Origin of the sequence: Pontibacter cellulosilyticus (assembly GCF_014306105.1) — a bacterium.
Classification (GTDB): Bacteria; Bacteroidota; Bacteroidia; order Cytophagales; family Hymenobacteraceae; genus Pontibacter; species Pontibacter cellulosilyticus.
In genome coordinates this window covers 1-18,482 of the sequence record NZ_JACRVF010000005.1, presented here as the reverse complement: position 1 = coordinate 18,482, position 18,482 = coordinate 1, and the positions used below count along the sequence as shown (strand labels likewise).

Sequence of the window (18,482 nt, the reverse complement as noted above, 5' to 3'; positions counted from 1 at the left end):
CATGCGCATCCTAATCATACACAATCATTACAAAGAGGCAGGCGGAGAAGACACTGTGTTTTTTGCGGAATCAAACCTGCTGGAGGAGCATGGGCATGAGGTTCGCCGGCTAACATTTTCTAACAAGGAAGTAAAAAGTATAAATCAGAAACTGGAAGCTGCCCTTGGAGTAGTATACAATCCAAGAAGTGCTAAAATCGTGGAAAGAGAGCTAAAGGCTTTTAAACCTGATGTGGTGCACGTGCACAATTTCTTCCCACTATTATCGCCGGCTGTGTTTTATGTGTGCCAGAAGTATAAAGTACCCGTCGTGATGACGCTGCACAACTACCGGCTGATTTGCCCGAGCCGCTATCTGCACTACAACGGACAAGTACAGCTAGAGAATATTCAGCATGTTTTTCCGATAAATGCAATCAGGAAGAAGGTATACCGTGATTCTGCTTTACAAACAGCATCGTCAGTATTGGCAACAGGTGTGCATAAGGTACTTGGTACCTGGCGCAACAAAGTCTCTAAATTTATTGTGCTCACACCTGGCGCAGCCGATCTTTTCCTGAACTCATCGCTACAGCCAAGGCCGGAGCAGCTAATGGTAAAACCAAATTTTAGCGAAGATCCTGGAATAGGAGATGATACTAGGGAGGACTTTTACCTGTATGTGGGCCGTTTATCGCCGGAGAAGGGTCTAGAGACGCTATTAAAAGCACAGCAGCAAGCTCAGTTTAAGCTCAAAGTAATAGGTGGTGGCCCGCTCCAAAGTATGGTAGAAGAGTATGCAGCAGCCGGCACGGGAGTAGAGTACCTTGGTTTTCTGAAAAGAGAGCAGGCAATGGAGGTGCTAAAAAAAGCAAGAGCACTTGTATTCCCATCTGAGTGGATGGAGACGTTTGGCATGACCATAGTAGAAGCTTTTGCCACCGGCACTCCAGTTATAGCAGCCAAAATTGGCGGTGCAGCCCATCTTGTGCAGCACAGATACAATGGCTTGCATTATACCCCACAAATGCCAGGCGAGTTGGCAGAGCAGGTAGAGCTGCTGGAACAAAACCCTGTACTGGCACACGAGCTTGCCCAGAATGCCCGAAGAACCTATGAGCAGCATTACACACCAGAAGTAAATTATAGGTTGTTAATCAAAGTATACGAGGCTGCCATGGGGCAAAAGAAAAGGCTTGCCTCCGATGCCTTAACAGCGGAAGCAAGCCTTTAGGGCAGAAGCAGTAATAGCTTTTAAGCCACCTCTGCCTGCTTTGTTGATTTCTGATTCTCCTGTTCCATATTTTCAAGTATAGCCAGCACCTTGTCGGTTTCAACAAACAAGTGCTCGCGCTGCCCCTGAGCCGCATTTTTAACTTTGCGCCTGTTCTTGCAGATCATATACTCATAATCCAGGTCCAACTTGGTGGCGATGTCATAGAACGGCTCTACAACAAACCCTTCATTGAATATTTCGATAATTTTTGTTCCCGGTTTGCAGAAGAACATGCTGATAAGTCCTGCGCCGGTAGCTCCTAAAACTACTTTTGCCCTGGAGAACAGCTTGATCTTTTCGCGGATGCTCAGTTTGCTTGATACAATTGATTTAAAGCCATATGGCTCTAGCGCATTCAATAGCTCTTTCTCGTTAAGCACATTTCGTATGCTGGAGTCGCTGCGGCTGATGTATAGGTAAGGTATTTCTGGCGTAATAATATCACCCTCTTCTTCGGCATATGGCAAAAAGGACTCCTGTATATAAGCGCACAGCCATTCAGGAATTAATGTGTGGTTACCTCTCGGAGCAGTTGAGGCAATAATGCAATCAGCAGCAATGTGCGGATGCTTGTCGCCTTCAATCACTTTAGAAAGGGGAATTCCGAGCAGTTCCAATGTCTCCACCTGGTAATCGTAGCGCAGGCTCGGCATCAGGAACCAGTCTACTTTATCATAAAGGCCACTCTGGCGCAGCAGGTGCAGGCGTGGCAGCACATCTATAAACCAGTGGCCAATGTTGTTTATGCCAGCACCCCCGGTCAACAGCGAGAATACAGTGCCCTTATACTTTTCTGGCACAGTAAAATAGCGCTGCTCAAAGATGTTGTTTAGGTTTGGTTGCGTTACTTTGCCACTTACTAGGCTCAGGGATACGTTCTCAATTACCCTGTTGTAACGCGATATAATAGCTACACTGCTTTCGTTGTCTGTATATACTCTTCCGTCCGGTACTTCCAGTACCATATAGTTGGTTACTACCTGCCGCTTCGGCTTCCAGTATTCGGAGCAGGCATGAAACAAATCATCAGAAATATTGAGTTTTGTCTCATAGTTAGGGTATATCTTATGTACCGTTAGTTCACGGGTGTTATTTCGGTTAGGGTGATCCAGGTTTACACTGCATACGTCTCCAGGCTTGTAGTGCGTGTTGTATGGGATAATGCGGCCTAAAATCTTTTTAGTACGCTTTAACCCTTTGCGGTAGAAGGTCTTTATATCCATGAGAACGGGTCGGGGTTATCTGTAATATTGTATATTAAGGATGTTTTATAGCTAGCATTAATTCTGCATACGTTTTTCGTCGGAAAACTGGACAAAATAATTTGGGTCTTTATTTTGCGCGGGCCCTTCACTTTGTAATCTTGCCGTAACAAGTCCTGCTGCTACCTTTACTGCCACATGGTTCCAATGGGCATCATCAGCAGGGTAGAGTGGTACTTTTTGGTCCTGGTACAGCTCCTCAAAGTTACTTTGCAGGTCCACGGCTTCTACCTCTCGCCTGCGCAACTCGGCCATTAACCTCGGCAGAAAATCAGGTTTCTTTTTGGAAGGCAGCAACTGGTAATAAATGTTCTCTTTGTTTGGGATCGGCATGAACAGGAACCTGATGCCACGCTCTTGCAGCGCCAGTTTATAGCCTTCCAGCACATCGGCAATATACTGTATCTCATCCTCGCTGTAAGTGCGGTTAGCGGTGTCGCCTTCTATAAAGAACTCGTTGTTATAGCTGATGTACTCTTTCTTGCCAAATGATCGCTCTATGTTTGCCAGTGTTTTGTGATAGAGCCCCAGTTTGGAGATACGGTCTGCAGTAACGGCCATCCAGGTAAGCGCAGGGGAAGAGTTGATAATATTGCCGGAGATATTGCGCAGCTTTGAATTTAAGCCATTATCGCCAACAGGTGGTAGCTGCAGTATGCGGCGTTCTATACTTGACACGATTACCAGTTCCGGTGGCGTTTCCTGAAATCGGTCTGTTGCCAGGAAGCGGTTCATAGTGGCAGGTGCGAAAGAGTAAACATCTTTGCCTAACTGTCGCTCCAGCACTTCGGCCAGCGTTTCTTCCTGCGATAGTTTTGCCCCGGTAATGTTAGAATCACCAATCAACAGCACATCGCACTTGGAATCGCGGTTGCGATAGCCATATTCATCGGTGTACCACTCTACCACGCGTTTTTCAGCAAAAGCAGTATGAGGTGCGAGTTCTCCTTCTTCTTCCATTTTCATGTGCATGTTCGGGTAAAATGGACCGGACATCACGCGCATGGTGTTCACAGAAATGGTTTCCCAGATCCTGAACGTGAAGAAATTCATAGGCAGAAAAAATACTTCTACTAAAGGCCAAAGTATAAACGGCAAGGCCAGCAGGCCTAGCTTTCCGATTAATCTTTTCACTCCTCTGTTCATTATTCTTTTCATGCACTAAAATTGGAAATAAATAAATTCTTGGTTTCCAAACTGCCCAAACAACAGCACCGCGATGATAGCCAAATAGTATACGCTCCAGCGTATCCAGGCAGGACGCTGCATGATCAGCTGCGATACGCTGCCATTGCGCTGTATCAGGTGCACCATCTCCATCAGGATGATCGCTAACACCGAAACAGTAAATACCTTCAGCCCCTGGTCCATAAATACGGTGTGGTAAACATTCTGAAGCGACTCACCTACATTGTTTAAACCGGTAACCATATGCGTAATGATGTACAAAGCATCTGCCAGCGAGTTTGCTCTGAAGAATATCCAGGAAAAGCACACCAGCGCAAAAACAGTGAGCACCTGCGTCCATTTGAGCAGTTGAGGGTGTTTGGCCAGGCCGGTAGCCTGTGCCAAGGCCTCACGCTGCTTGGCAGTTACGATAGCAAAGATCAGGTAGAGGCCGTGTAGCGCACCCCAGATCACAAATGTCCAGTTGGCGCCGTGCCATAGGCCACTTACCAAAAAAGTAAGAAACAGGTTATAGTACCAGCGCCATTTTACCACTCGGTTGCCACCCAACGGTATGTACAGGTAATCTCGGAACCAGGTGGAAAGCGAGATGTGCCAGCGGCTCCAGAACTCTGAAATAGACTTTGAGAAGTAGGGGCTTCGGAAGTTCTCCATCAGCCTGAAACCCATTACCTGCGCTGCGCCAATGGCAATATCGGAGTAGCCCGAGAAATCGCAGTAGATCTGGAACGCAAAGAATACGGTGGCAATGGCAAACGAGATACCGTCAAAGTCGGTGGGGTTGTTGTATACCTGGTTCACCATCAGGGCCAGGTTATCGGCTATCACTAATTTCTTAAAAAAGCCCCAAGCCATGCGTCTTAAGCCAGCCACCACACGATCGTAGTTAAAGTCGTGGTTTTTGTGCAACTGACCCAGTAAGTTACCTGCCCTCTCGATTGGGCCTGCCACCAGTTGTGGGAAAAACGTAACAAATAGGGCAAATATCCCCAGGTGCTTTTCCGGTTTAATGCGTCCATGGTACACATCTATACTGTAGCTCATCGTCTGGAAAGTATAGAAAGAGATACCCATGGGCAGCAGCAGCTCAAAAGCCGGCATGGCATAGCCCATGTTCAGGGCAGAAGCGATGCCGGCGGCACTATCGTTAAAGAAGTTATAGTATTTGAACAGGAGCAGGATGCCAAGGTTAGAGGCAAGGCTCATGTACAGGAAAGGCTTGCGCTTTTGCTTTTCCTCGTCGGTATACCTGCCCATTGCTTTGCTGCAGAAATAATCAACAAGGGTAGATATAACGAGAATGATCGTATAGGCTGGTTTCCAGGAAGCGTAGAAATAATAACTAGCCAACAAAAGTATAAGCCACCTGCGGTTGGGTGAAGTAAGAAAGTAGAGCGTAACTACTACCGGAAAGAATATAAAAAATTCAGTAGAGTTAAATAGCATAGAAACTTAGATTAAGGGTGCTTCGTCTTGTTTTTCTCCGCGTCGTCATCAATTGCCTATAGCAACAACAGTAGCACGTTTGGCTTAGGTAAGCGCAAAGGTTTACCCTCTGCTGATATTCAGTTATATAGATTTTGGGTAAAAAGGTTTAATGTTTTCACAAATATTTTTTTACAGAAATATAGAAACGTTGAGATAATCGGTTATTGAGGCTATTTAATGTCTTGTGAAGATATCTGGCATGTGTGTTTTTGAACTTTACCGTGTTTTTGATAAGTGATTTTCTACAACCTTATACTTTGTATATCGTTAAGGAGTGGGCTTGCGAATGAAAAACACGATACTGTAAGTATGCCAAACATCTACCTACAGAAGCTAACACGCCCTTTACTTCTGTTATTTTTCTTATACCTGCCCTCTTTTTCTGTTGAAGCACGCGAAATGCCTTCAACAATCAACTCATTATACTTAATAGATGCACCTCAGTTGCAGGCAAAGCCGTCGTTGGTGGGAGCTATATACCTTACCTGGACGCCAGTGTCCGATGCTACGAGTTATGTGCTGGAAATGTCGAATACAGGCCTTCCGGCAACATTTGTAACATTAAAAACTTTCGGAACATCCGAACGAAGCTTCAGGCACACTGGCTTATACTATAGCCAAAAAGTATACTACAGGTTAAAAGCAGTTGGCAGCAGCGGAGATGAGGCTTACAGTCCCGTAATCAGTGCCACCACACATGCAGCGGGCAAAGTATTTAATATTATGCCGCTCGGAGATTCTAACACAGAAGGAGGCAGCGGCAGCACAGACGCTAGTATCAAAATAGCATACCGGGCAAAACTGGCCCAGCTTCTGAATACCTCCCATTCAAACGGAAAGTATGACTTTGTCGGTAGCCAGCGCTCAGGAAGCAGCCTGGCAACCGATATCGACCATGCAGGATTTGGCGGCGCTACCATTCAAAATATTACTGACCTTTTACGAGACAGAAGCTATGGCGGAACAACTAATGGCCAGGGGTTAACTTATTTGCAGGAGTATCAGCCTGATATTGTACTGCTGCACATTGGCACAAATCAGGTAGACGGCTCTGATGCAGCCATTACACGGTTGGAAAGCCTGCTGAACGAAATTGACAAGTATGAGCACTCCTCTGGTAAAGATGTAACTGTTATACTAGCTAAAATCATCAAACGTGTGTGCTATGATGATGTATTTGTACAAAGCTCCAACTGCTATACGCCTGCAGAGGCTGAGGCTACGCTGATCTTCAACAGTAAAATGGCGACCATGGCGCAAAGGCGGCAGGCAAACGGCGATAACCTGTTGCTGGTTGATATGCAGGACGGGGCAGGTATTATTTATAAATGGGCCACAGACGGCGGAGACATGGCAGATCCGCTGCACCCTACACAGGCAGGCTACGACAAAATGGCTCCCGTCTGGTTTGCAGAGCTGGATAAACTGCTGAACGTGCAGCCTGTTAGCCCACCGGATACCGAAGCTCCCGAAACCACCATTGCCTCTAAGCCAGCAGCGCTTACAAACCAAAAATCAGCGACTTTCAGCTTTACGAGCAACGAAAGCAATGTAGTATACTTAGCAAGTATAGACGGAGGTGCTTTTGTGGAGGTAAGTAATCCTTATACTTTAAGCAACCTGGCAGATGGTGCGCACACCATTGAAGTAAAAGCCAGGGATGAAGCCGGTAACATAGATGCCAGCCCCGCCACCTATACCTGGACTATTGATACACAGGCTCCTGCTGCTCCAATTGTACTTAATCCGGCAGAAAATGCTGTTCTGAACAACAATAAGCCAGCTATTTCGGGTACGGCGGAGGCAAATGCCGCTATAACGCTATTTAGCGGCTCCACGCAGGTTGGCACAGCAACTGCAGGAGCAGACGGCAATTGGAGTATTACGCCAACCACGGCATTACCCGAAGGTGCTCAGCAGATAACAGCTAAGGCCACCGATGCCGCAGGCAACAGTAGCAATGCCAGCAGTGTTCGCAGCTTTACAATAGACGCTAAAGCACCGGAAACCACCATTGCCACCAAACCCGCTGTACTTACCAACCAAACTACTGCGCAATTCAGTTTTAGCAGCAACGAAACAAATGTAACCTATGAGGTAAGCCTTGACGGAGGAGCATATACAGCAGCTACAAGTCCTTATAATTTAAGCAACCTGCAGGATGGCAGCCATACGATTGCAGTAAGAGCCACCGATGCCGCCGGAAACATAGATAGCACCCCCGCCAGCTATACCTGGACAATAGACACGCAAGCCCCTGTAGCACCTGTAATTGCAAGTATAAGCGATGACAGAGGACCTGTGGCAGATGACCGTATCACTGCTGATAACACTCTGATATTGAAAGGAACAGCAGAAGCCAACGCGAAAGTGCAACTGTACCAGGGCGGAACAGCCATCGGCGAGGCAACCGCAAACAGTGCCGGTAACTGGGAGTTTGACTATACTGCAACCACACTTGCACAAGGCGCACATACTTTTACGGCTTCAGCCACCGATGCGGCAGGCAACACAGGTCCGCGAAGTACAGACTTTGCTGTTATTATAGACCTGACTGCACCGGGAGTAACAATTGCAACAACACAGACTTCTCCGGCTAAAGCAGCTTTCGAGGTGGAAATAACATTTACGGAGCAGGTATATGGGCTGGCACTCGCAGACTTCAGCGTAACCAATGCCAGCTTAAGCAACCTTACAAGTATAAATACCACAAAGTATAAAGCCACTGTTACTCCGTCAGCCGATGGGGCAGTTCGAGTAAGTTTGGCGGCCAACAAAGTTACAGACTTGGCAGGCAACTCGAACACAGCTGCTGAGGTGCTGGAGGTAACGTACGACGGAACCAGGCCGCAGCTAAGTATAAGTACGGATGCTCCGGAGATTGTAAAAGAACCTTTTACCGTTACGTTTACTTTTTCAGAGAACGTAGATGGCTTTGAGGCAAGTGACGTAACAGTAGCCAATGCTTCCCTTTCTGCTTTAACAGCCCAAAGCGGAAGTGTTTATACCGCGCTGGTTACACCTGCCTCAGACGGTGAGGTAAGTATAAAAGTAGCCGCAGACAAAGCTTTCGATTCAGCCGGTAACGGTAACGTGGCCTCAGAAGAAATTAATCGCATCTATGATGTACAGCAGCCGGGAGTGGTGCTGGCAACCGCTGCCACTAGCCCTATCAACCAACCTTTTACCGTAGAAGTTAAGTTTAGCGAAGGCGTTAAAGGTTTCGAACTTTCAGACCTTACGGTTACAAACGGAACAGTATCACAGCTGAATAAGCAGAATGACCTTACGTATACTTTGCTGATTACGCCAGCTGAAAGCGGGGAGGTGCGTGTAGCTGTTGCAGCTGGAAAAGCAGAAGATGTCGCAGGCAACTTGAACACAGCCTCTAATGAGCTAATACTTACTTACGATGCCTCCAGGCCTGCTATAGCGCTAAGTACTGCTGCAGCATCTCCTGTAAATAAGCCTTTCACGGTTACAGTAAAGTTAAGCGAGCCTGTAACAGATTTTAGTATAGCTGCTCTTGAGCTAACCAATGCCGGGGCTAGTAACCTGAAAGAAGTAAATGAGCAGGAGTACGAGGTGTTAATCTCACCAACAGCAGACGGCATAGTTAAAGTGCAGCTGCCGGAAAATCGAGTGCACGATGCTGCCACAAATGGAAATACTAACTCCAATGTACTGGAAATGCTGTATGACGCTACAGCTCCTGACAAGTATAGCGTAGCCTTTACAGTAGAACTGGTGGATGTTACAAACCAATCAGCCGTAGGACTTCAGGTAAGTGGAGCAGAGGCAGGAGCAACCTACTTCTACAGCGTTAAAAGCGAGAATGGTACCGAAGAAGTAACCGGCACAGCCACTGTAAGTACAGGAACGTTTACGATACCAGGTGTAGACCTTTCTGGTTTACAAGATGGCAAACTGATAGTCTCGCTATACTTGGCAGATGCCGCTGGAAACAAAGGCACAGCAGTGACGGATGAGGTGGAGAAACGCACGAAGAATATTGTAACTGTAGAGCAGCCTCAAAGTATAAAAGTGCCTTTCAGGACGAATTTTGACAAGCTGCCACTGCCGGAAAAAGTTAACGTTACCTACGCCACCCAGGAGAGGGAAAACATCAAAGTAAACTGGAAGAAAGGAAATTACAATGGTCTGGAGCCAGGTGTGTATGTGCTGGAGGGTATACTTGAACTGGCTCCTAAAACCTATAACACCGAGAATAAGAAGGCAAGTATAACGGTAGAGGTGGAGCCGAACAAAGCTCCAACCGGGCTTACTTTAAGCGCCAATGCCTTTAAACCTGACATTCTTCCAGCTGAGGTAATAGGCACTTTTACTACAACTGACCCCGATGATACAGACTTTACCTATGCATTGGTAGCCGGAGCCGGCGATGCTGACAACAATATGTTTGAACTACTGAACAACAACGAGTTGCATCTGAAGTCAAACAGAGGGCTATCGGGTAAAACTAAGTTTAGCATTCGGGTACAAAGTATGGATCTGTTCCAGAACGTGATCATCAAAGAGTTCGTGCTAACCAAATCACCGTTCACCAAACCTGACATCAAGCTGGTAAACGCCTTCTCCCCAGACGGAGATGGTATTAACGACACCTGGACCGTTCCTGAGCTCAGGTTCTACAATAATGTGGAGGTGGCCGTGTACAATCGTGCGGGAGAGCAGGTGTTCCATACACTTAACCCCGAAGAAGGCTGGGATGGCAAAGGAAAAGACGGCAAAGTGGTACAGGGATCTTACTTCTACGTGATCCAGATAAAGGACTTAGGGCATGTGCAAAAAGGAGTAGTGACAGTACTTAATTAGACAATTATGCAAAGAACTATACTTGTAACCTGCTGTTTGTTGATGCTGGCTTTTTGCTCCACTGCACAGAGTAGAAAGCAGTTGGCTAACTTCTCGCAGTTTCAGCATTACTATAACCCGTCGCTAACCGGTTTTGAGGGGGCTGGTGTAAAAACGCTTTACCGTAACCAGTGGACCGGATTTGAAGATGCACCCAAAACCATACTTGCCACTGCAGAACTGGATGTTAAATCCTTTGGTAAAGATAAAGGGTACAACTTCGGAAACCAGGACAACGGAGACTACTTTAAAAGTATAAGTGCAAAGCACGCTGTAGGTTTATCTGTGCTCCACGACCGTTTTGGGCCTTCCAAAGAAACACAACTTTTCTTAAGCTACGGCTCTGGGGTAAGGCTGTCAGAGAAGCTGAGTATGCGGTGGGGCACGGCACTTACCTACCACAGCCAGCAACTCGATGGCAACAGCCTGACCGTGGACCAGGAGAATGATCCTCGGTACGCTAACCTGCTCGGGCAAAACAACCACATCGGCAAAGTAGATCTAAACCTCGGCTTGTCCCTGTCGGCGGCCAATTTTTATGTGGGGTACGCCATGCAGGACATTACGAAAGGTAAGTTAGTTACAACCGGCGACGATTTTCTGCAAGACTTCTACACCCAAAAGCACATAGCGCAGGCCGGTTACCGTACCCATCTTATTGGTATGCTGGGCCTCACCGTAAATGGCATCTACCAGTACGACAAAAATTATGCAGGCACTATAGAAGGTCAGTTAAAGGCGGTTTACAATAATATGTTCTGGGTAGGTGGTGGCTACAGAAACGACAAAGCTTACCACCTGACTGGAGGCATTAGGCTAAACCAGCTAAGTATACACTATGCATATGAATCGCCGGTAAAAGAGGCGCGCTATATAAACAAAGCCACAAACGAAATTGCACTTAGCTACAACCTGAGGAAATTAAATAACATCGATACTAGGAAGCAAATCTTGCTCTGGTAGGCTGGTTAAGATCATAAAATTAAGTTGCCTGAAGAGATATTAACGCTGAAAATCTGGGTGTTATTATAAAATGATAGTAGCGAAAACAAAGTAAGCAAGCTGTTAACTTTCTTTCTTCGCAGGCACAAAACCAACCAATTGAATCAACGTAATATAACTAAATTCTAATAATTTAATTCAGCTGAGTTTGAAGATAAGTGCTTCTTACTTAATGCGTTTCTGGCCTAACGTTGTTTTTCTATTCTTGCTAACGTGGCTTTTCTTAAAACGCCCGCTGATTTCATACTTCAATTAGATCTCTTTTACCCATGATATACAAGTACAGTGCATTCAAACAGGGTAACAAGTATAGCAATGCGAGTAGCGCTTATGCGCTTACAAATTCATTCGCCTTCACCCTTACCGTAACCTTCTTTATACTTTCTGCACTTTTCTTTAGCAGTGGATTGGCTGTAGCGCAAACTTTAGGGCAATGTCCTGCCGGTTTGGTGCATTATTTTGGTTTCGATGAAACAGCCAGTACCATAGCTTACAAAGATTATATTTCTGCTACCACAGCAGATTGTTCTAATTGTCCAAGCCCGGCAGCAGGGCTTTTTGCAGGGGCACAGCAGTTCGATGGGAAAGACGATGGCCTTAACCTGAGCTCCGTTTCCAATTTTGAGTGGGGGCCGAACAGCGACTTTACAATTGAGTTATGGATGCAGGTAACAGGCAGTGCAGCTACAAGCCGCGTAATGATTGGCCGCAACGCAACCGACTCCCGCATGATTTGGTGGATTGGTGTAGATGTGAATGGATACGCTGTGTTTGAGCTCCGCGACAGGCAGCGCAACGGCTTTATCATGGGACATGACGGAGTTAAGGTAAACGATGGCAAGTGGCACCACATTGTGGTAGTGCGGGATGGCCGTGTGCGGCGTAATAAGTTATATGTAGATGGCTATGCTGTTGGCAATTTTGAGTTTGACTACAATGATAATTTTGAAAGCATATCCCCTGTAAATATCGGCTACCTGAACTTGGACAACCAGTACCGTTACAATGGTAAGCTCGATGAATTGATGGTGTATAACCGCGCTCTGGAGGAGCCGGAAGTGCGCAACCGCTACAACAACGGCATGGGCAACTACTGCGGTCCGGAACTGGTAAAACCAAGTATAGTTTCCGAGCCTATTACATTTAGTGTTGTCGGCCAAAACTACATCTACGATGTAAATGCTACAGGTAAGCCTGCACCAACATACAGCATAGTGTCAGGCCCTGCCGGTTTAAGTATAAACGCCACTACCGGCGAAATCCGCTGGATACCAAGTGCTACAGGTACTTTTGATGTTACTGTAAAAGCTGTTAATGGCAGTGGAGAGGCAACGCAATCATTCAAGATCGAGGTTAAAAAAGATATCGGAGAGGCTGCCGGGCTGGTGCATCATTGGATGCTGAACGAGACAAGCGGCCTTCGCTATAAAGATTTCTACACACCATATGATGCTGCAACTGAAGGCGATTATAAGCCAAAGCCAGTGAAAGGAGCAGTGTCGGGTGCCCAGCATTTCGACGGAAAAGACGATAGATTGATCGTAGACGAAGGGCGGAATTTTAATTGGGCACCAGGCGCCAGTTTCAGCATTGAGCTTTGGATGCGTACTACAGCAAGTACATCCGGTAACAGAGTGCTGCTGGGCAGAAACGCTCGGGAGTCTAATGTGCACTGGTGGGTTGGCGTAGACAACAATGGGCAGGCTGGTTTTCAGATGCTTGATTTCATGTATGAAGGAGCTTATGTGGGCAACAGCGGACCTGTGCTGAATGATGGTAAATGGCACCAAATAGTGGCTGTTAGAGACGGGGCTTCAGGTAACACACTGTTGTATGTAGATGGTCAGCAACGTGCTTCTGGCTCTTTTAACCACAGATATGGCTTCGAAAGTGTATCTCCAGTAACTATGGGGTATATTGAATCCGGGCAGGGGTATCATTACGAAGGTGACCTGGACGAAGTAAAACTGTTTGGCCGCGTGCTCACACCTGATGAGATACAAAGCAGATACCAGAAGGTGTATGACGCAATTACTGAACTTATCAGCTTTACCGGCGAGTACAGTAACGGCAGCGTATATTTGGATTGGGCAACTGCTGCTGAGGCTGACATGAAGAATTATGAAATAGAGCGTTCTGAAAACGGAGAGTTCTTTGAGAAGATAGGTGAGGTGCAGGCTGCCGGAAATAGCAACATACGTGTAGATTACGAACATATCGATCCAAACCCACTGCCCGATAAGTCATACTATCGATTAAAGATCAACAAGATGAATGGCGCCTTTATCTACTCTAACATTGTTGTGATACAGTACGGAGGGCTGACTTCATCCACTTTTATACTTTATCCCAACCCAGCTACAGTAAATGAGGAGGTAGCTGTTGAGATCGGCAATATGCCAAAAGATGAAGAGGTTAAAATAGTTATTTCGGATGCAAGAGGAAGAACATTGGCCCAGGAAGTTATAGTTGTTCAATCAGACGGTAGCCTTAAGTTCACAATTCCAGTTTCAGACAACTTCACGTCAGGGATATACAACGTTTCTGTGGTAAGCGATAAGAAGATAATTAGCAGGAAACTCGTTATAGCAAGATAACCTTAACAGGGACATTGTAAGGCAATGGCCTATGCTAATCGTGCTATTGATTTATGAATTTTTTATATAACAAGCGCTGGGCAATAGCGTAAGATTAATATAAAATAATAGGTATACTCCAATGTGATCAGTAATTCATATCACTGTCATTCTTCAAATTCTATGATCTTTATTCAGGCCGCCTCAGTGTGCCAATAACCTTTAATTTTAAAATATGATGTATTTATACAAAGTGTGGGGCAAAACTGCGTCGCTCTTTAACCTACATTGTGCCCTTACATATTTTAAGTCTAGTCGAACTTATACTTTGTTCAGAAGTTCTTTTCTGATCATTTGTTTTGCTTTATGTGGGCGTATATCCTTTGCACAGCCAAGTGGCTTTGTAGAAGAACAAATTGGCGATAATTGGGAAGCTGCCGTTGGACTTGCCTTCTCTAAAGACGGCAACAGCATGTATGTTTGGGAGAAAGCCGGTAAAGTATGGATTGTAGAAAATGGACAAAAGCTGCCTACTCCGCTTATTGATATCAGCCAGGAGGTAGGAAACTGGGGCGACCACGGATTGTTAGGATTTGCCCTAGATCCCAATTTCGAGAGCAATGGTCATTTTTATTTGCTGTATGTAGTTGATCGTCATCATCTCATGAATTTTGGCAAAGGTAGCTACAACCCTACTACCAATGAGTACTTCGATGCAACCATTGGCCGTTTAACCCGCTATACCGCCCCCAATAAAAAAGTTGCAGACCTAAGTACCCGCAAAATTTTACTAGGTGAAACGCTCTCCACTGGTGTTCCTGTTTTATATGAGTCTCACGGAATAGGTTCTTTGATATTCGGAGAGGATGGCTCACTGTTGGTCTCTACCGGCGATGGCGCTACTGCCGGCTGGCTTGACAGAGGCTATGATCCAAGCCAGCCCAACGACACGTATGTGCCTCAAGCACTTCAGGACGGCATAATAACTGCCGGAGAGGATGTAGGAGCCTATAAAGCACAGCAGATACAGTCGCTGAACGGTAAAATTCTTCGTATTGATCCTAATACGGGCAGCGGCCTGCCTTCTAACCCGTTTTACAATTCATCTAACCCAAATGCACATCAATCCAAAGTATGGGCCTTGGGCCTTCGCAATCCGTTCCGGTTCACACTACGTCCCGGAACAGGCAGTGCTGATTTTCCGGGAGTACTTTATGTAGGTGACTCCGGTTGGCAAGATTGGGAAGAGGTAAATGTTGTAACCAAAAAGGGTATGAACTTTGGCTGGCCTATGTATGAAGGACTGGAAGGACAGCTATACTATTTAAACACTGGTACTGCCAATCCGCTGGCTCCAAATCCGCTTTATGGACAGGGCAACTGTACGCAGCAGTTCATCAACTTTCAGTTCCTGTTAGTGCAACCTAAAAAAACAGAAGCACCATACTTCGGAAACCCTTGTAAATGGGATACCCCAATCCCTAGCAGCATCCCAACCTTTGTTCATTCTCGTCCAGCCATTGACTGGGTGAACGATATTGTAAAAGACGGAGTAGAACCAGCTGCTAATGCACGCACCGGATCATTCGATGGAGAGAACCCAGTCGCAGTCAAAATTGGATCAGCGGGTTCGCCTGTAACAGGTCCGCAGTTCTATGGCAGTTCTTCTACAGGCGGCGTTTGGTACACAGGCGATGATTTTCCGGCAGAGTATAAAAACACCTACTTCTTTGGTGACTACGGTGCAGGCTGGATTCGCAATGCCTCTTTTAACACAAGCGATGATCCGACCGCAGTCAGAAATTTTATAAACTCAAATGCCAATGTGGTTGCAATTACCACTAACCCTGTAACAGGAGGTTTATACTATATCAACTACGCAACACAGATAAAGAAAGTATCTTACTATAGTGGCAATACCCCACCAAAAGCAGTAGCCGAGGCAGATAAGCTTTTCGGTACAAGTCCGCTGACAATCCAGTTCAGCAGTGCGAAATCTACAGATGCAGAGGGGCAGGCGCTAACCTATGAGTGGGATTTTGGCGATGGGTCTGCTAAATCGACTGCTGCGAATCCAACACACACCTTTAACGCTACACAAGTTGGGCAGCAGTTTACTGTTACTTTAAAAGTAACCGATGCAGGCGGTTTAAGCTCAACTGCAACGCTCAAAGTTTCGGTTAACAATACACCACCGGTTGTAAACATCACTAGTCCAGCCGAGGGTACAAAATATCCTTTGGCAGATAAAACAGTTTATAACCTGCGTGCAACTGTTACAGATAATGAGCACAATGACAGTCAACTGACTTATGAGTGGCAAACAGTGCTACACCATAACACGCACATTCACCCTGAGCCTATAGATAACAAGAAAGAAACAACCACAACTATTACCCCAATAGGCTGCGATAGCGAAATATACTTTTACAGAATAAACCTGAAGGTAACCGATGCGGGTGGCTTATCCTCTACAGACTATGTTGATCTGTATCCGGATTGCAATGGAACTGTGGTAAAGTCGGTAAATTTAAGCTCTCCGGCTAATAACAGCACCTTTGCGCTAGGCGCACAAATTCCGCTTAAAGTTAGCTTTGCGGACGCTAGCAGAGTTTGGAATAAAGTAGAGTATTATCAGGGCAGTAGCCTGATTGGTACAGTTTATACTTCGCCTTACGACTATAGCTGGACTGGAGCATCAGCGGGCAGCTACAGCATAACTGCTAAAGCCTATGACAACGAAGGGCACGTTGAAACATCTAACCCTATAAGTATAACAGTGGGCAGCTCAGCCCAAGTAGACCTTCCAAACTGTTTGCCAGGTGTAGTACATTATTTTGGTCTGGATTCTGAAGGTACGAATCAACATCGTGATTTTGCATCTTCTGCAACTGCTTCCTGTGCAACTTGTCCGCAAAACACGGCAGGTAAATTTAACGGGGCACAGCAGTTCTCAAACACCTCTACCGGGCTAAATATTGCAAATGTGGCCAACTTCAACTGGAACAAAGACGTGAATTTTACGATCAGTTTCTGGATGAAGAGCAGCACTCAAAGTAGCACAAACTCTGTAATTATCGGCAGAAATGCAGTTAACAGCAGAATGCACTGGTGGGTAGGATTAAACCCTCAGGGTCAGGCAATGTTTATGCTGAAGGATGTAGACCATACTGGTATATATTTGGGTAACCGTGGCCCTAGCCTGACAGACGGACAATGGCATCAGGTTACAGCCATACGTGACGGCAGCAATCAGAAGAGCAAGCTGTATGTAGATGGTGTGCTGTTGGAAGAGGTAGATTATTTTTACACTAAAGGCTTTGAAGGGCAGGCGCCTGTAAACGTGGGTTACATGCAGCTAGATCATGGTTACCACTATGCAGGAGCCCTGGATGAGCTTAAAGTATACAACAGAGCCTTGCTTGCTGATGAGGTAGCTTCTACTTACAACAGTGGTAACGGAAGTTACTGCGGTAGCAATGCTTTAGGCTTAGATGATGAAGAGAATTTTGCGGGTACTTTTGAAATTTATCCGAATCCGAACAATGGCGTTATGGGTGTTTATGTTACAGATCTTATGCCAGGTGAGGCTATAAGGTTAACTTTAACAGACATGACTGGCAGAAAAGTTTTCTCGAAAGAGGTCGTTGCTACATCCAAAGGTGTTGTTCAGGTGAAATTGAACTCTGATGCAGGGATAAGCTCCGGATTATACAACCTCGTACTAACTTCTCCGGATAGAAGTATAAGCAGAAAGGTTGTAATAGTGAAGCAATAAGGAGAAACTAAATCCTATACATGAGAAAAGGGGCCAGATATCTGGCCCCTTTTCTCATGTATAGGATTTAGTTTTTAATAACTTTTATAGATTCGGTTTTGCCTTGCGTATCGGTGTAGGTTACAAAGTATAAACCACGTTTTAGCTTCATATCAGAAAGATTAATTTCTAATTTATCGCCAATTAAGTTTAAGCTACCTTTCTCTTCATACACTACTTTTCCGGTTTGGTTCTTCATCACCACCTGCTGTAGTTTTGTCTTCGTTGCACTTACATCTAATACAACCACATCTTCAAATGGATTAGGATAAACAGTGGCAAAATCAAAGTTCATATCAGTTCCTGTCGTGTCTGCAGTACTGCCTCCAGTAGATCCACCAGTTGCACCGCCAGTGCTGCCACCAGTTGCACCGCCAGTGCTGCCACCAGTACTGCCTCCTGTAGAACCGCCAGTGCTACCTCCTGCAGATCCATCTCCTGATCCTGCCGGGGGAGGTGTTGTTGCGGCAGTGCTAGCAGGCGAAACCGTTACTGTAACTGCTGCTGAAACCTGTGATAATCCCTTGTCGTCTGTAGCTTTGGCAGTAAGGCTATAAGTACCAGCAGCAGCATTTGTCCAGTTATAGGTAAAAGGTGCTTTTGTGGCTTCGCCTATTTTCGTAGGTCCTACAAAAAACTCCACTTTAGCTACTGTACCGTCAGCATCAGCTGCGTTTGCTGTAATCGTAATTATGTTACCAACTACAAATTTAGCATCTGCAGTAGGAGCAGTTATGGCTACACTCGGAGCTTGGTTAGGTGCAGGCGGCGGAGTAGTTGCAACAGGTGGTGTGGTTGTTGACCCAGACGTACCGTTAGGACCAAGTTTTATACCCTTCTGCTGTAGCTTTTGGTTCCAAAGATTAAATTCATCAGCTTCAACCTGTGGGTTAATGGCCCCAGCAGGGAGAAACGTGTTGTTCGAGAAGGATGCGGCCTCGGCCACGGACACGTCGTTGCGGTTGTTGGCGTAGCCCCATGCCGTGATGCCGACGGTGTTGTTGTCGACCGAGTTGTTG

At 45.9% G+C, this 18,482-nt stretch carries 9 protein-coding genes; 5 read left to right on the top strand and 4 right to left on the bottom strand.

Features of this window, described 5'->3' with window-relative positions; translation table 11 throughout:
- Position 1 precedes the first annotated feature (1 nt).
- The gene (locus H8S84_RS15610; protein ID WP_187068311.1) at positions 2–1,213 is read left to right on the top strand and encodes a glycosyltransferase family 4 protein; all 1,212 of its coding nucleotides are present in this window, start codon (positions 2–4) and stop codon (positions 1,211–1,213) included.
- A 20-nt stretch (positions 1,214–1,233) separates the two neighbouring features.
- Here the strand turns inward: H8S84_RS15610 and H8S84_RS15605 are convergent, their stop codons facing one another.
- Genes H8S84_RS15605 through H8S84_RS15595 form a run of 3 tightly spaced genes read right to left on the bottom strand, consistent with a single transcriptional unit; the run spans position 1,234 to position 5,151 of the window.
- Entirely contained in the window at positions 1,234–2,478 is a 1,245-nt protein-coding gene (locus H8S84_RS15605; protein WP_187068310.1) for a glycosyltransferase family 61 protein, read from the bottom strand.
- Positions 2,479–2,535: 57 nt separating this feature from the next.
- Complete coding sequence (locus H8S84_RS20325; protein WP_187068309.1) at positions 2,536–3,651, bottom strand: alginate O-acetyltransferase AlgX-related protein; 1,116 nt, start codon at positions 3,649–3,651, stop codon at positions 2,536–2,538.
- A 27-nt stretch (positions 3,652–3,678) separates the two neighbouring features.
- The gene (locus H8S84_RS15595) at positions 3,679–5,151 is read right to left on the bottom strand and encodes an MBOAT family O-acyltransferase (protein ID WP_187068308.1); all 1,473 of its coding nucleotides are present in this window, start codon (positions 5,149–5,151) and stop codon (positions 3,679–3,681) included.
- A 351-nt stretch (positions 5,152–5,502) separates the two neighbouring features.
- Here H8S84_RS15595 and H8S84_RS15590 point away from each other — a divergent pair, with 351 nt between their 5' ends.
- From H8S84_RS15590 to H8S84_RS15575, 4 genes are all read left to right on the top strand, one after another.
- A complete protein-coding gene (locus tag H8S84_RS15590) occupies positions 5,503–10,029 on the top strand; it encodes an Ig-like domain-containing protein (protein ID WP_187068307.1) in 4,527 nt (1,508 codons plus the stop codon).
- A 6-nt stretch (positions 10,030–10,035) separates the two neighbouring features.
- A complete protein-coding gene (locus tag H8S84_RS15585) occupies positions 10,036–11,031 on the top strand; it encodes a PorP/SprF family type IX secretion system membrane protein (protein ID WP_187068306.1) in 996 nt (331 codons plus the stop codon).
- Positions 11,032–11,339: 308 nt separating this feature from the next.
- Positions 11,340–13,667: a LamG-like jellyroll fold domain-containing protein gene (locus H8S84_RS15580; RefSeq protein WP_187068305.1), complete on the top strand. Its 2,328-nt coding sequence runs from the start codon at positions 11,340–11,342 to the stop codon at positions 13,665–13,667.
- A gap of 214 nt (positions 13,668–13,881) precedes the next feature.
- On the top strand, positions 13,882–17,424 hold the full coding sequence (locus H8S84_RS15575) for a PQQ-dependent sugar dehydrogenase (protein ID WP_187068304.1): 3,543 nt from the start codon (positions 13,882–13,884) through the stop codon (positions 17,422–17,424).
- A 67-nt stretch (positions 17,425–17,491) separates the two neighbouring features.
- Here the strand turns inward: H8S84_RS15575 and H8S84_RS15570 are convergent.
- The coding region (locus H8S84_RS15570) for an Ig-like domain-containing protein (RefSeq protein ID WP_187068303.1) at positions 17,492–18,482 on the bottom strand (991 nt) is incomplete at its 5' end.

Bases quoted from the DNA above. Each gene is read 5' to 3' on its own strand.
- H8S84_RS15610 (WP_187068311.1), top strand. From the start codon at position 2: ATGCGCATCCTAATCATACACAATCATTACAAAGAGGCAGGCGGAGAA.
- H8S84_RS15575 (WP_187068304.1), top strand. From the start codon at position 13,882: ATGATGTATTTATACAAAGTGTGGGGCAAAACTGCGTCGCTCTTTAAC.
- H8S84_RS15580 (WP_187068305.1), top strand. From the start codon at position 11,340: ATGATATACAAGTACAGTGCATTCAAACAGGGTAACAAGTATAGCAAT.
- H8S84_RS15605 (WP_187068310.1), bottom strand. From the start codon at position 2,478: ATGGATATAAAGACCTTCTACCGCAAAGGGTTAAAGCGTACTAAAAAG.
- H8S84_RS15585 (WP_187068306.1), top strand. From the start codon at position 10,036: ATGCAAAGAACTATACTTGTAACCTGCTGTTTGTTGATGCTGGCTTTT.
- H8S84_RS15595 (WP_187068308.1), bottom strand. From the start codon at position 5,151: ATGCTATTTAACTCTACTGAATTTTTTATATTCTTTCCGGTAGTAGTT.
- H8S84_RS15590 (WP_187068307.1), top strand. From the start codon at position 5,503: ATGCCAAACATCTACCTACAGAAGCTAACACGCCCTTTACTTCTGTTA.